Raw genomic sequence first — 13,418 nt, 5'->3', positions numbered from 1 at the left:
GCCATGGAACGCGTGTGCGTCATCGGGGCCGGTTCGTCCGGCATCGCCGCATGTCAGGTCCTCGGTGCCCGCGGGATCGAGTTCGACTGCTTCGAGACCGGGTCCGACATCGGTGGCAACTGGCGCTACCTCAACGACAACGGCATGTCGTCCGCCTACCGCTCGCTCCACATCAACACCTCGCGGCAGATGATGGAGTTCAAGTCGTTCCCGATGCCGTCGCACCTGCCGGCCTACCCCTCGCACTTCCAGATCGCCGAGTACTTCGACGACTTCGTGAAGCACCACGGGTTCCGCGACCGCATCCGGTTCCGCACCGAGGTCACGTCCGTCGCCGTCGCGCCGGGCGGGTACTCGGTGACGACGCGTGACCGCGACACGGGGGAGGAGACCACCGCCACCTACCGGTCGGTGATCGTCGCGAGCGGGCACCACTGGTCGCCGCGGATGCCGGAGCCCGCGTTCCCCGGCACCTTCGACGGCGAGGAGATGCACGCTCACTTCTACAAGACGCCGGAGCGCTTCACCGACAAGAAGGTGCTGGTCCTCGGCATCGGCAACTCGGCCTGCGACATCGCTGTCGAGTCCTCGCGCGTCTCCGCGCGGACGTTCCTCGCGATGCGACGTGGCGCGCACATCATGCCGAAGTACCTGTTCGGCATGCCGACCGACCACCTGACGACCTCGCCGCTCGCCCGGTTCGCGCCCTCCTGGCTGCAGGCGCTGTCGCTGAAGGTGATGCTGCGGCTGGCGCGGGGCAAGCTCTCCGACTACGGCCTGCCCGAGCCGTCGCACGGCATTCTCGCCGCGCACCCGACCGTGTCCGACGACCTGCTGACCAGACTCGGGCACGGCGACATCACCGTGAAGCCGAACCTCGAGCGGCTGGACGGCTCCGGCGTCGTGTTCGCCGACGGCTCCCGCGAGGACGTCGACGTGATCGTCTACTGCACCGGCTACAAGGTCGACTTCCCGTTCCTGCCCGCCGCCGAGTTCCCCGCCGTCTCGTCCGCGGACAACGACGTGTCGCTGTACCGGCGGGTCGTCGATCCGGGGCATCCGGGGCTGTACTTCCTCGGGCTGATCCAGCCGCTGGGGGCGATCATGCCGCTGGCCGAGGCCCAGGCCGAGTGGATCGCCGACCTGATCTCCGGCAGGGCCGCACTGCCGCCGGTGCCGGAGATGAAGGCGGAGATCACCTCCTACCGGGAGGGGCTGCGGCGCCGGTACGTGAAGTCGAAGCGGCACACGCTGGAGGTCGACTTCCTCGGGTACCAGCGAGAGCTGCGGCAGGAACGACGAGCGGGCGCGGCCCGCGTCTGACGCACCTTTGCAATGAGTCTTTTGACTTCGTCCGCAAACGTTTTTTGCATGCGGCTGGATCAGGAAACCGATATATCAGCTGCGGCAGGGCGCTGAACTGCTCCTTAGCAATGGATCTTTTGACAACGCCCGCAAATGACCCATTGCCAAGGAGGTGTGCGGCGAAGGACGAAGGCTTGGACGGCGGGTCGGCTGGGTACGGTCGGAGCGTGGCGTCGAGTGCTCAGGTGATCGTCCTCAACGGCGGGTCCAGCTCGGGGAAGTCGGGGATCGCGCGGTGCCTGCAAGCCGTGTTGCCGGAGGCGTGGCTGGCGATCGGGGTCGACACGTTGATCGACGTGATGCCCGCGCGGCTGCGGCTCGGGTCGGAGGGGATCGGGCTCGCGGGTGACGGTGAGGTCAGCGTCGGGGCCGAGTTCCAGGTGCTCGAGGACGCGTGGATGGCCGGGGTCGCCGCGATGGTGCACGCCGGGGCGCGGGTGATCGTGGACGACGTGTTCCTCGGCGGGACCGAGTCGCGGTCGCGGTGGGAGAAGGCGCTGGACGGGCTCGACGTGCTGTGGGTCGGGGTGCGGTGTGACGCCGACGTCGCCGCCGGCCGGGAGCTCGCCAGGGGAGACCGGGTCGCCGGGATGGCCGAGGCGCAGGCCGACGTGGTCCACCGCGGGCTGACCTACGACGTCGAGGTCGACACCGCTCACGCCGAGGCGGTCGAGTGTGCGCGGGCGATCGCCGAGAAGATGCGGAGCGGCTGAAAGCAAGATGGGCAACGATCGAGGAAAGCGGGGCCGCCGACGGTGCGTCGGCGGCCCCGCTCGTCCCACAGCTCAGTGCACGCCCAGCACACCGTCCACCCGGCGCGGGATGCCGAGCGGGTTCGCGTCCTGCAGCTCCGCGGGCAGCAGCGCGTCCGGCCACGACTGGTACGTCACCGGGGCGATCCAGCGGCGGATCGACGTGGCGCCGACCGACGTGTGCAGCGGGTTCGTCGTCGCGGGCCACGGGCCGCCGTGGTGCTGGCCCCACGCCACCGCGACACCGGTCGGCCAGGCGTTGAAGATCAGCCGGCCCGCCACGCGGCGCAGGACCTCGGCGATCTCACCGGCCTCCGCGTGGTCCGACTCGGCGGCGTGCACCGTGCCGGTGAGCGTTCCCGGCAGCTTCGCCAGCACCGAGTGGAGCTCGGACGGCGAGGAGTACGTGACGATCAGCGCCGCCGGGCCGAAGTGCTCCTCGGTCAGCTTCTCGAGGTTCTCCTCGAACACCTCCACCGACGTCGCGAACAGCAGCGGCGCCACCGCCCACGCCTCGTCCGGGCGGGTTCCCGTCGACACCACGGACACGAGGTCCGACGCGGCCAGGGCGTCCGTGCCCGCCTTGTAGGAGTCGCACATCCGCTCGTTCAGCATCGCGCCGCCCGAAGTCGCCGCGACCGCCTCGCCCAGCGCGGGCACGAGCGACTCGGGTGCGAAGACCAGGCCGGGGTTGGTGCAGAACTGCCCGACGCCCATCGTCAGCGACTGCGCGAAACCCTCCGCGATGTCCGGGGTCGCCGCGCCCGGCAGGATCACCGTCGGGTTCACGCTGCCCAGCTCGCCGTAGAACGGGATCGGGTCCGGCCGGCCCTGCGCCAGGTCGAACAACGCCCGGCCACCCCCGGTCGAGCCGGTGAAGCCGACGGCGCGCACCGCGGAGTGCTTCACCAGCGCGACACCCGCCTCGGTGCCGTGGACGATGCCGAACACGCCCTCGGGCGCGCCTGCCTCGCGCAGGGCGTCCACGACGACCCTGGCGGTCTCGCGCGAGGTCGACGGGTGCGCCGAATGTGCCTTCACCACAACGGAACACCCGGACGCCAGCGCGGACGCCGTGTCGCCACCGGCCACCGAGAACGCGAACGGGAAGTTCGAGGCGGAGAACACCGCGACCGTCCCGAGTGGACGCAGAACGCGCCGCAGCACCGGACGCGGCGGGATGATGTCCGGGTTCGCCGAGTCCAAGGTGGCTTCGACGTAGCTGCCCTCGCGCAGCACCTCCGCGAACAGCCGCAGCTGGTTCGTCGTGCGCTTGAGCTCGGTCGTCAGCCGCGGCGTCCCGAGCGCCGTCTCGCTGTCGGCGGTCGAGACCAGCAGCGACGACTCGGCGTCGAGCGCGTCCGCGACCTTCTCCAGCACCACGGCCCGGTCCGCCGCCGGAACGACCGACCACGCCGAGAACGCCACAGCGGCGGCCGAGGCGATCCGGTCCACCTCGCTGTCGGGGGTCTTCGCCACCGGTTCACCGAACGGCTCACCGGTCCGCGGGTTGTATCCCTGCACGCCGTGGCTCAACGCCCTGCCTCCTTGACTGCCGTGTCGAAATCGGGGCCGCACCAGGCCCCGCCCACGTACCTCGCCGCGGGCGACGAGGGGTCCAGCTCACCGTGCTCCTCCAGAACCTCGGCCGCATACTGCTCCGAGTCGTCCTTCGGGTCGTACCCCAGCGCGCGGGCCTCGTCCAGCGAGAACCAGCCGCGCTTGTTGTCCGAGACACCCCACACGACGCGGAACCCCGGCGACGGAGCGGAAAGGCACGCCTCGAACAGGCGCGCGCCGTCGTCCGGCGACATCCACGTCGACAGCATCCGCACGTCCTTCGGCTTCTCGAAGCAAGAGCCGATGCGGATCGCGATCACGTCCATGCCGTAGCGGTCGGCGTACAGCGACCCCAACGCCTCCATCGCCACTTTGGACACTCCGTAGTAGGTGTCCGGGCGGGGGAACGCGTAGTCGCCGGCCACGCCCTGAGCCCGCTCGACGAAGCCGACGGCGTGGTTCGAGCTGGCGAGGACGACGCGGCGCACACCGGCCCGCCGCGCGGCTTCCAGCACCGTGTGCGTGCCGTCGATGTTGACCCGCAGGATCTCGTCCCACGACTCCTCGAGGCTGTGGCCGCCGAGGTGGATCACCGCGTCGACGTCCTCCGACGCGGCCTCCATCGCGGCCATGTCGGTCACCGACGCCTGGACGAGCTCCACGTTCTCGCCGTCGGTGGCCGCGGGGAGATCCGCGATGTCCAGCAGCCGCAGGACACGGCCCTCGGCCGCGAGGCGGGTACGCATGAGCGTGCCCACCCCGCCACCGGCGCCGGTGATCAGGATGCGTGCGGTCACGGGTTGGACCCTTCCGTCTTGTTCGGGTGTTCCGTCAAAAGGCTCAGCGACCGAACTGGCGGAGGAGTTCGGTGATGGTCCTGGCGGCGTCGAGCAGCGCGGAGATGACCTGCTTCTCGTGCTCGGGCGTCAGCCTGCCCAGCGGGACGGAGCAGCTCATCGCGTCCAGCACGGGGTTGCGGTACGGCAGCGCCACCGCGAAACAGCCCAGCCCGGGCGTGTTCTCCTCGCGTTCGTGGGCGTAACCGACGTTGCGGAACCCGGCGAGCTGCTCGTGCAGCGCCGCCCGATCGGTCACGGTGTTCGGGGTCAGCGGCGCCAGCTCGTCCGGGAGGATCACGTCGACCTCCTCCGGAGTGCGCGTCGAGAGCACGGCCTTGCCGAGCGACGTCGAGTGCGCGGGGAGCCGGCGGCCGACGCGCGAGACGACGCGCAGGTGGTGCTCGGACTCGCGGCTCGCGAGGTAGACGACGTCCGCGCCGTCCAAACGGGCGAGGTGCACGGTCTCGTTGATCTCCTGGCGGACCTGCTCCATCACGCGGATCGCGGCCCGCACGACCGGGTCGTGGTCCAGGTAGGACGTACCGACGAGCAGCGCGCGAACGCCGATGCCGTACGTGCCCCTGTCCGAGTCGACCTCCACCCAGCCGCGTGCGACGAGCGTCTGCAGCAGCATGTAGAGGCTGGACTTGGGATAGCTGAGCTCGCGGTGCAGCTCCGTGAGCGTCAGCCTGCGGTCTGACGCGGACAGCACCTCGAGCAGCTCCACAGTGCGGTCAGCGGACTTCACCGCGCCTGGACGAGCCGTGCCCTTGTCGATCGGCGACGCCACCTGACCTCCTCGAAACAGTTAAGCAACTTGCCCTTGACACGTTGCTCTGCTGATTCTTACAGTCCTGCATCAGGTTCACAAGTACGACCCCAGTTCATATATCTGAACGCGAAGGGCTCCGACGATGCGCCGCAGGACAGCCACCACCATCGCCATGCTCGGCGTGGCCGCCCTGCTCGCGGGGTGTGGCGGCACGGCGTCGTCGGCCAAGGACCCGAACAAGCCCCTCGAGGTGTGGACCCGCTCGACGGAGGCGACGGCCAAGGTCTACGAGAAGATCTTCAAGACGTTCACCGAGAAGACCGGTGTGCAGGTCGACTACAAGCCGATCTTCAACGACTTCGACAAGCAGGTGCAGCAGCGCGCCGCGGCCAAGGACCTCCCCGACGTGGTCATCACCGACACCGGCTCGCTCGGCAACTTCGTCAAGCAGGGCTGGGCGACCGAGGTCGAGCGGGAGGACGTGGCGGGTGGCACCGACATCGTCGACCGCGCGTGGGACAACGGGAAGGGCGCCGACGGCAAGTTCTACGCCATCCCCTACTCCACCCAGGCGATGGTCACGCTGATCCGCAAGGACTGGCGCGAGAAGCTCGGCAAGCCGATCCCCACGACGTGGGAGGAGCTCGACGACCTCGCGAAGGCCTTCACCCGCGACGATCCCGACGGCAACGGGCAGAACGACACCTACGGCATGCTCGTGCCCGGAACGACCGACCGCGGCTACCTCGCGTGGTGGGCGTCCAGCTACATCTGGCAGGGCGGCGGCGGCATCCTCGAGGAGGAGGGCGACGGCAAGTTCCGCGTCGGCGTCGACTCCCCGGAGTCGGCCAAGGCGGTTGAACGGCTGCGCAAGCTCTTCTGCGAGGAGAAGGTCGTGCAGCCCGGCTCGCTGACCCTCGGCACGAACGACGCGCACCCGCTGTTCGAGTCGGGCAAGAGCGGCATCTACCTCACCGGCCCCTACATGATCGGCCGCTTCGACAAGTCGATCGGCAAGGACAGGTACGAGGTCATCGCCTCCCCGCGCGGCCCGGCCGGCGCCACGGTGCTCGGCGAGGGCGAGAACATCTACCGGATGGCCGGCTCCGCGAAGACCGCCGACCAGAAGAAGCTCGGCGAGTACCTGATCACCGCCGAAGCGCAGCAGGCCGGCATGAAGGGCGACCCGCAGCCTGTCGTGCGCCTGCCCGTCAACAAGACCGTCGACGTCAACGCGACCTACAGGGACCCGCGCTGGGCCACCGTGGCGGGCGTCTACCAGAGCGAGGCGCGGCCGTTCCCCAGCGTCCCGAACTTCGCGCCGTTCCGGCAGAAGACCTCGGAGACCCTGAACTCCATCTTCGCGAAGTGTCCCGCCGACTCCTCGGCCGAGCTGAAGTCGCTGGCGGACGCGCTCAAGAAGGAACTGGACAACCAGAAGGCGTCGACGTGACCGCAGTCCAGTCACCTGGCGACACCCGAGACGTGGGCTCGACGGCTAGTGGCGGCGGTGCCGTCGAAACCCACCCCGTGAGGCGGCGCCGCCGGCGCCGCCTCACGGGAGCCACCCCGGGCGGGGGCGTCTGGGTCCCGTGGCTGTTCCTGCTCCCCGCCGCGCTGATCTTCCTGGTCTTCAAGTTCATCCCGATGGCCGAGGGGATCCGGCTCTCGCTCTACGAGGTCCGGCCGTTCCTCGGCGACATCTTCGTCGGCTTCGAGAACTACGCGACGATCCTGGGGGACGAGAAGTTCCTGACCGCCGGCGCGATGGTCGTCGGCTTCTTCCTGGCGCTGCTGCTGGAAGGGCACACCAAGTCGCTGTGGTTCGTCCGGTCCGCGGTGTTCCTGCCCGTCGTGGCGGCCACCGCGGTCATCGGCGAGATCTGGCGGCTGTTCTTCTACCCGGCGCCCGAGGGCTTCCTCAACGAGCTCATCTCGTGGGTCGGCCTCGGGCCCTGGGAGTACATCCACGACACGGACACCTCGCTGGTGTCGGTCATGTTCGTCGGCATCTGGAAGCACGCGCCGTACGACATGGTGCTGATCCTCGCGGGCCTCGCCGGCATCGACCGCCGGCAGTACGAGGCCGCCGCCATCGACGGGGCCACGACGCCGCAACGGATCTGGAACGTCACGCTGCCCGCGCTGCGGCCCGTCATCACCATCCTGCTGACCCTGGCCGCCATCCGCGGCCTGCGCGTCTTCACCGAGGTCTACGTGCTCACCGGTGGCGGACCGGCAGGATCGACCGACGTGTGGATGACGCGCGTCTACACCGCGGCGTTCGAACAGTCCGAAGCCGGGCTCGCCTCCGCTGGTTCCGTGCTGTTGTTCCTGGTTACCTTGGTTTTGACGGTCAGCGTGCAGTGGTACCGGCGCAGGAGGGAGGCGCGATGAGCATCAACTCGAGCCGCTTCGACAGCGCCATCGGCTGGTCCACCCGCACGGACGCCTGGCTCAGCAGGGGCATCCGGTTCGTCCTGAGCGCCCTCGCCGTGGTCCTCTTCTGCGGCCCGCTGCTGGTCATCTTCTCCGGCGCGTTCGACGACAACCCCGATCCCACCCGGCTGTCGGTGATCCCCGACAACCCGTCACTGATCAACTTCCAGGTCGCGGCGGAGAACAGGATCTGGCACTACCTGATGAACTCCCTGGTCATCGCCGGTGGTGCCCTGCTGCTGCAGCTGTCGGTGAGCGTTTTCGCCGCCTACGCGTTGGCGCGCAAGAAGTTCCGCGGTCAGGCCATCGCACTGCTGGTCATCCTCGCCACGATGATGTTGCCGGAGGAGGTCATCGCGATCCCCCTGTCACTGGTGATCGGGGACCTCCCGCTGGTGCACGTGAGTCTCAAGGGCACCCTTCTCGGTGTCATCCTCCCGCTGGGGGCGTGGGGTTTCTCCATCTTCGTCATGACGGAGTTCATGCGGGAGATCCCCGCGGAACTGGAGGAAGCGGCCAAAGTGGACGGTGCGGGGGAGCTGCGCCTCTTCGCGCAGATCATCCTCCCGCTGTGCAGACCCGCCCTCGGCGTCATCGCCGTGTTCGGCTTCAACATGATTTGGGAGCAGTACCTGCTCCCCCTGATCGTCGCCGCTGACCCCTCCGATTACACGCTCACGGTCGCACTGCTCGCGCTCCGCTCCGACGACATGGTCGGGACGGGCATCGTGCTGGCCGGTGCGTTGCTGGCGCTGGTACCGAGCCTGGTCGTGTACCTGGCGCTGCAGAAGTCCTTCCTGCGTGGGATCACCACCGGAGCGATCAAGGGATGAGTCTGGTTATGCAACTCGATGGTGTGCTGTTCTTTCCGGTGACCCCGTTCGACAGCGAGGGGAACATCGCGTACGACGTGCTCGCCGAGCACGTCAAGCACGGTGTGTCCGCCGGGCCGGGCGCGGTGTTCGCCGCCTGCGGCACCGGCGAGTTCCACGCGCTGGAGCTGGAGGAGTTCGAACGCGCGGTCGCGGTCGCGGTCGAGGCGACCGCGGGCAAGGTGCCGGTGTTCGCCGGCGCCGGTGGGTCGGTCGCGATGACCAAGGAGTTCGTGAAGGCGGCCGAACGCGCCGGAGCCCAGGGCATCCTGCTGCTGCCGCCGTACCTGGTGGGCAACCCGGCCGCCGGTCTCGTGCGGTACGTGGCCGAGGTCGCGGGCGTCACGGAGCTGCCGATCATCGTGTACCAGCGCAACAACGCGCGGTTCACGCCGGACACGGCCGTCGAGGTCGCACGGATTCCGAACGTCGTGGGCTTCAAGGACGGCCTCGGCGACCTCGACCAGATGCAGCGGATCGTGCTGTCGGTGCGTGCCAACGTCGACAAGCCGTTCCAGTTCTTCAACGGCCTGCCGACCGCCGAGATGACCCAGCTCGCGTACCGGGCCATCGGCGTCGAGCTCTACTCGTCGGCGGTGTTCTGCTTCGCGCCGGAGATCTCGATCGGCTTCTACAACGCCGTGCAGTCCGGCGACACCGAGCTCGTGAACCGCTTCCTCTTCGAGTTCTACAAGCCGCTGGTCGAGCTGCGCGACAAGGTGCCCGGCTACGCGGTCGCCCTGGTGAAGGCCGCGGTGCGCGCCAACGGACTCGAGGTCGGCGGCGTGCGCCCGCCGCTCGTCGACCCGCTGGAGGAGCACCTCGCCGCGCTCGACAAGATCATCGCCGCCGGCAAGGCCCTGCTGGGCTGAGGGGACGTCCGGAATGAAGATCACCGAGATCGTCCTGACACCGATCGCGTTCCGCGACCCGCCGCTGCTCAACTCGGCCGGCGTGCACGAGCCGTGGGCGCTGCGCACGATCGTCGAGGTGCACACCGACGAAGGCATCTCGGGGCTGGGGGAGACCTACGGCGACCTCGGACACCTGGAGCGTTCGCGGTCCGTTGTGGACTCCCTGATCGGCCTCGACGTCTTCGCGCTCAACGAGATGCACGCGCGTGTGGCCGCTCGGCTCGGCGGCCAGGCGGGCCCCGACAAGCACGGCCTGACCGGGAAGATCACCGCGGAGAGCACCGTCGACCGCGTCTACTCGCCGTTCGAGGTCGCGTGCCTGGACATCCAGGGCAAGGCGCTGGGGCGTCCGGTGAGCGACCTGCTCGGCGGCGCCGTCCGTGACGCGGTGCCCTACTCCGCCTACCTGTTCTACAAGTGGGCAGGGCACCCCGGCTCCGAGCCGGACCAGTGGGGCGAGGCGCTCGACCCCGCCGGCATCGTCGCCCAGGCACGGAAGATGATCTCCCGGTACGGGTTCGGGTCGATCAAGCTCAAGGGCGGTGTCTTCCCGCCGGCGCAGGAGGTCGAGGCGATCCGCGCGCTGCACGAGGCCTTCCCGGACCACCCGCTGCGGCTCGACCCGAACGCGGCCTGGTCGCCGGCGACGTCGCTGGAGGTCGCCGGCGAGCTCGACGGCGTGCTGGAGTACCTGGAAGACCCGGCACCCGAGATCGCCGGCATGGCGGAGGTGGCCGCGAAGGCGCCGATGCCGTTGGCCACGAACATGTGCGTCGTCGCGTTCGAGCACCTCAAGCCGTCCGTGGAGCAGAACGCCGTGCAGGTGCTGCTGTCCGACCACCACTACTGGGGCGGCCTGCAGCGGTCGCGCCAGCTGGGGATGATCTGCCAGACGTTCGGCATCGGCCTGTCGATGCACTCGAACTCGCACCTCGGCATCTCGCTGGCCGCGATGACGCACCTGGCGGCGGCGACGCCGAACCTGAACTACGCCTGCGACACGCACTACCCGTGGAACGCGGCCGACGAGGTCGTCGAGCCCGGCGTGCTGTCCTTTGTGGATGGATCGGTTGCGGTGCCCACGACTCCGGGACTGGGTGTCTCGCTGGACCGCGACGCACTGGCACGCCTGGCGGAGAACTACGTGCGGTGCGGCATCACGGCTCGTGACGACACGAGCTACATGCAGAAGTTCGACCCGAGCTACGAGAGGAAGCGTCCCCGGTGGTGAAGTCGGTTGTCCACGCCTACCCGTGGGACCTGATCGGAGATCCTGACGCCGTCACGCGGTACCAGGACCTCGGAGTCGACGCGATCGCCGTCGCCGCGTCCTATCACACCGTGAGGGCCGCGACGCCGCTCCACCCGTCGCACCGCCTCGTGGACGCGCGGCACGCGGCGTTCTACCTGCCGGTGCGCGCCTCGCACTACGGCCGGCTGGTGCCCGCCGAACCGTCCTGGATGGACGGTCCGGACTCGTTCGGCGACGCGGCGGCCCTGGTTCGCGCGGCCGGAATGCCCGTGTACGCGTGGACCGTGCTGACGCACAACTCGCGGCTGGGCGACCTGCACCCGGACGTGACGGTGGTGAACGCGTTCGGCGACCGCTACCCGTACGCGCTGTGCACCGCGCAGCCCGACGTCGTCGAGTACGCGTCCGTGCTGGTGTCCGAAGTGCTGGAGCTCGGTGCGCCGGACGGGATCATCCTGGAGGCGTGCGGGCCGCTGGGGTTCTTCCACGGCGGCCACCACGAGAAGACTGACGGCACGGACTGGAACGCGGTGCAGCAGAAGCTGTTGTCGCTGTGCTTCTGCTCTGCCTGCACCGCCCTGTACGCCGACCCGGATGCCCTGCGCGAAGCGGTCCGGGCCGGGGTCGATCGCGGTGCACCCGGCGTCGAGGAAGCGCTGGGTGCGCTCGCGGAGGACGTTCAGGCCGTGCGCACCGGAGTGGTGCGGTCGTTGCGGCAGAAGCTCGTCGGCGAGATCCGCTCCGCCGCGCCGTCGGTTCGCGTCGGCATGCACGTGACGGCGGACCCTTGGGGCACCGGTCCGTTCGCGACGGTGGCCGGTGGTGTCGACGCGGAGGTCGACGTCCTGACGACGATGTGCTGGCCCGGTCCGGAAGCCGCCGTGCCCGGCATCGAGGCGCTGCGCGCGGTCGCGCCGGACACGCGGATCGCCGCGTACGTGCTGGGGCTGCCGCCGAAACCCGCCGACGGTGCGGCGTTGTCCGAGGAGTGGCTCGCCTACCTCGACGCCGGGGTCGAGGAGTTCCACCTCTACCACGGAGGTCTGGCATCCGGGGCGCGACTGGAGGCCCTGCGCGAGGCGGTCGCGGCGGTGTCCCGGCAACTGTGAAGGGAAGTCGCTGCAACCCGTTGTGAGCGCGGTTCCGTCCTCTTCGCATGAGGCACATGGGAACCGTAGTTGGTACAGGCGCACTGCTGCTCGTCCTCTCGGCCTGTGGCGGTGCGCAGAACGCGGACACTGGAGCAGGTGGCGGTCCGACGTTGCCGACCGCCACCTCGTCCTCCGAGGCGCCTCCCGGTGTCGCGCCCGGAGAAGTGCCGCCGGACGGCAAACCGGTGACGAAGCTCGACGCCAACGGCCTGGCGTCGGACTACCCGCGCACCGTCTGGACGCAGGGTGACGGCAAGACCGTCGGCGTCGTGGCCCAGGAGGCCGGGTGCGGCAAGGCGAGCGCGTCCGTGCTGGAGCAGAACACCTCCACGGTGAAGATCGAGCTGCTCGAAACGCTGCCGTTGACCAAGGAAATGTGCACGATGGACATCCGCTTCCCCCGCTGACGGTGCAGCTGTCCGAGCCCCTGGGTGAGCGCACGGTCGTGCTGACGTCGCGGCAGGAACAGAAGTAGACCTCTTTCCTTCCCCACGGTGCCCGGCCGGCATCTGCCCCGCCGGCCGGGCACCACCCGCCGTCCCCTCGTCCGGGAAACTCGACCGGACAGGTCGCAGGACAATTCACAGGGACCTCCCGTCCCGGTTTGCGAGGATGGTGAGCATGAGAAACGCCGCCGCTGCCGTTGCTCTCGCCGTCGTGCTCGTCGGCTGCTCGTCCGGTACGCAGTCCAGTGCGCCCGGCTCCAGTACGTCCGGCTCCAGCTCGACCGGCGGCGCGCCCACCACGGGCACGTCCGCACCCGGTTCGACCGGCTCCAGCTCACCCGGCGCGAACCCCACCGCTCCGGCTCAGCCTCCGGTCTCGATCTCGGAGGAGAAGCCGGTCGTCCCGCCCAACGTCACGCCCGTGGCGAAGGACAAGGTCGACACGACATCGTTGTCGGACACCTACCGCGACGAGGCCTACGTCTTCGGCGACGGCCGCGACGTCGAGGTGTTCGGCGTCGGCGGCGGCTGCAAGGAGGCCCGTGCCGAGGTGAGCGGCCAGTCCGCCGAGCTCGTCCAGATCACGCTCGTCACGATCACCAAGCAGCCTCCGGGCACGGTGTGCACCCAGGAGGTCCGGCAGGTGCCGCTGACCGTGCGCCTGGACGCACCGCTCGGCAACCGCCGCCTGGTCCTGGAGTCCCGCGAAGAGACCGGCTGACGCGTGGGGCGGCGGTTGAACGGTCGTGTACTGCGTGTATACGACGTGGCGTAGCCGGTGTTCTGGCACCACGGCACTCCCAACCTCGGCCTCCCGCCTGAGCCGCTGTCCCGTCCCGGCGTGCGCTGGGTGTCGTACGACTGACCCGGTTACGGCGGTTCCACCTCAGTAGGCACCCCGTGCGGCGAGAAGAGGTGGCTTGGGCAGCTCGGCCCAGCCGAGCACGCCGGTCCAGAAGGCGCGTTGGTCGTCCTCGGCGCCTGCGGGGCAGGCGACCTGCACGTGATGGATCAAAGCAGAGCCCCCGTTCAAGCAGTACGAGCGTACTGTTTGAA

At 69.3% G+C, this 13,418-nt stretch carries 13 protein-coding genes; 10 read left to right on the top strand and 3 right to left on the bottom strand.

What is annotated here, in order from left to right:
- The first annotated feature begins 3 nt into the window (after positions 1 to 3).
- Both V1227_RS17985 and cpt read left to right on the top strand, forming a co-directional pair.
- Positions 4 to 1,323, top strand: coding sequence for an NAD(P)-binding domain-containing protein (locus V1227_RS17985; RefSeq protein ID WP_329793729.1), 1,320 nt, complete (start codon positions 4 to 6; stop codon positions 1,321 to 1,323).
- Between the two features lie 209 nt (positions 1,324 to 1,532).
- Positions 1,533 to 2,078: a chloramphenicol phosphotransferase CPT gene (cpt, locus tag V1227_RS17980; RefSeq protein WP_329793728.1), complete on the top strand. Its 546-nt coding sequence runs from the start codon at positions 1,533 to 1,535 to the stop codon at positions 2,076 to 2,078.
- 72 nt (positions 2,079 to 2,150) lie between these two features.
- Here the strand turns inward: cpt and V1227_RS17975 are convergent, their stop codons facing one another.
- From V1227_RS17975 to V1227_RS17965, 3 genes are read right to left on the bottom strand one after another with little or no spacing between them, the layout of a single operon-like run.
- Complete coding sequence (locus V1227_RS17975; RefSeq protein ID WP_329794053.1) at positions 2,151 to 3,641, bottom strand: aldehyde dehydrogenase (NADP(+)); 1,491 nt, start codon at positions 3,639 to 3,641, stop codon at positions 2,151 to 2,153.
- 8 nt (positions 3,642 to 3,649) lie between these two features.
- Positions 3,650 to 4,474 (bottom strand): NAD-dependent epimerase/dehydratase family protein, encoded by an 825-nt coding sequence (locus V1227_RS17970; protein WP_329793727.1) that lies wholly within the window; start codon positions 4,472 to 4,474, stop codon positions 3,650 to 3,652.
- A gap of 43 nt (positions 4,475 to 4,517) precedes the next feature.
- Positions 4,518 to 5,306: an IclR family transcriptional regulator gene (locus tag V1227_RS17965; RefSeq protein WP_329793726.1), complete on the bottom strand. Its 789-nt coding sequence runs from the start codon at positions 5,304 to 5,306 to the stop codon at positions 4,518 to 4,520.
- Positions 5,307 to 5,430: 124 nt separating this feature from the next.
- Here V1227_RS17965 and V1227_RS17960 point away from each other — a divergent pair, with 124 nt between their 5' ends.
- The 8 genes from V1227_RS17960 to V1227_RS17925 all read left to right on the top strand — a co-directional run bounded on the left by V1227_RS17960 (position 5,431) and on the right by V1227_RS17925 (position 13,083).
- Positions 5,431 to 6,741, top strand: coding sequence for a sugar ABC transporter substrate-binding protein (locus tag V1227_RS17960; protein WP_329793725.1), 1,311 nt, complete (start codon positions 5,431 to 5,433; stop codon positions 6,739 to 6,741).
- A 77-nt stretch (positions 6,742 to 6,818) separates the two neighbouring features.
- Positions 6,819 to 7,685, top strand: coding sequence for a carbohydrate ABC transporter permease (locus V1227_RS17955; RefSeq protein WP_329793724.1), 867 nt, complete (start codon positions 6,819 to 6,821; stop codon positions 7,683 to 7,685).
- Positions 7,682 to 8,560, top strand: coding sequence for a carbohydrate ABC transporter permease (locus V1227_RS17950; protein WP_329793723.1), 879 nt, complete (start codon positions 7,682 to 7,684; stop codon positions 8,558 to 8,560). Before V1227_RS17955 ends, V1227_RS17950 begins: the two co-directional genes overlap by 4 nt.
- Entirely contained in the window at positions 8,557 to 9,471 is a 915-nt protein-coding gene (locus tag V1227_RS17945; RefSeq protein WP_329793722.1) for a 5-dehydro-4-deoxyglucarate dehydratase, read from the top strand. Before V1227_RS17950 ends, V1227_RS17945 begins: the two co-directional genes overlap by 4 nt.
- Before the next feature lie 13 nt (positions 9,472 to 9,484).
- The gene (locus V1227_RS17940; RefSeq protein ID WP_329793721.1) at positions 9,485 to 10,744 is read left to right on the top strand and encodes a glucarate dehydratase family protein; all 1,260 of its coding nucleotides are present in this window, start codon (positions 9,485 to 9,487) and stop codon (positions 10,742 to 10,744) included.
- Positions 10,741 to 11,874, top strand: a complete 1,134-nt coding sequence (locus tag V1227_RS17935; RefSeq protein ID WP_329793720.1) for a hypothetical protein — start codon at positions 10,741 to 10,743, stop codon at positions 11,872 to 11,874. Before V1227_RS17940 ends, V1227_RS17935 begins: the two co-directional genes overlap by 4 nt.
- A gap of 56 nt (positions 11,875 to 11,930) precedes the next feature.
- On the top strand, positions 11,931 to 12,323 hold the full coding sequence (locus V1227_RS17930; RefSeq protein WP_329793719.1) for a hypothetical protein: 393 nt from the start codon (positions 11,931 to 11,933) through the stop codon (positions 12,321 to 12,323).
- A 214-nt stretch (positions 12,324 to 12,537) separates the two neighbouring features.
- Positions 12,538 to 13,083, top strand: coding sequence for a hypothetical protein (locus V1227_RS17925; RefSeq protein WP_329793718.1), 546 nt, complete (start codon positions 12,538 to 12,540; stop codon positions 13,081 to 13,083).
- The last annotated feature ends 335 nt before the right edge of the window (positions 13,084 to 13,418 follow it).

It is taken from the genome of Lentzea sp. DG1S-22 (genome assembly GCF_036321065.1).
GTDB classification, from domain to species: Bacteria; Actinomycetota; Actinomycetes; order Mycobacteriales; family Pseudonocardiaceae; genus Lentzea; species Lentzea jiangxiensis.
This window is presented reverse-complemented; position numbering and strand designations above follow the sequence as displayed.

What these genes read in the sequence shown, in the direction of transcription:
- V1227_RS17940 (WP_329793721.1), top strand. Translation starts at nt 9,485, where the DNA reads ATGAAGATCACCGAGATCGTCCTGACACCGATCGCGTTCCGCGACCCG.
- V1227_RS17945 (WP_329793722.1), top strand. Translation starts at nt 8,557, where the DNA reads ATGAGTCTGGTTATGCAACTCGATGGTGTGCTGTTCTTTCCGGTGACC.
- V1227_RS17925 (WP_329793718.1), top strand. Translation starts at nt 12,538, where the DNA reads ATGAGAAACGCCGCCGCTGCCGTTGCTCTCGCCGTCGTGCTCGTCGGC.
- V1227_RS17930 (WP_329793719.1), top strand. Translation starts at nt 11,931, where the DNA reads ATGGGAACCGTAGTTGGTACAGGCGCACTGCTGCTCGTCCTCTCGGCC.
- V1227_RS17950 (WP_329793723.1), top strand. Translation starts at nt 7,682, where the DNA reads ATGAGCATCAACTCGAGCCGCTTCGACAGCGCCATCGGCTGGTCCACC.
- V1227_RS17960 (WP_329793725.1), top strand. Translation starts at nt 5,431, where the DNA reads ATGCGCCGCAGGACAGCCACCACCATCGCCATGCTCGGCGTGGCCGCC.
- V1227_RS17985 (WP_329793729.1), top strand. Translation starts at nt 4, where the DNA reads ATGGAACGCGTGTGCGTCATCGGGGCCGGTTCGTCCGGCATCGCCGCA.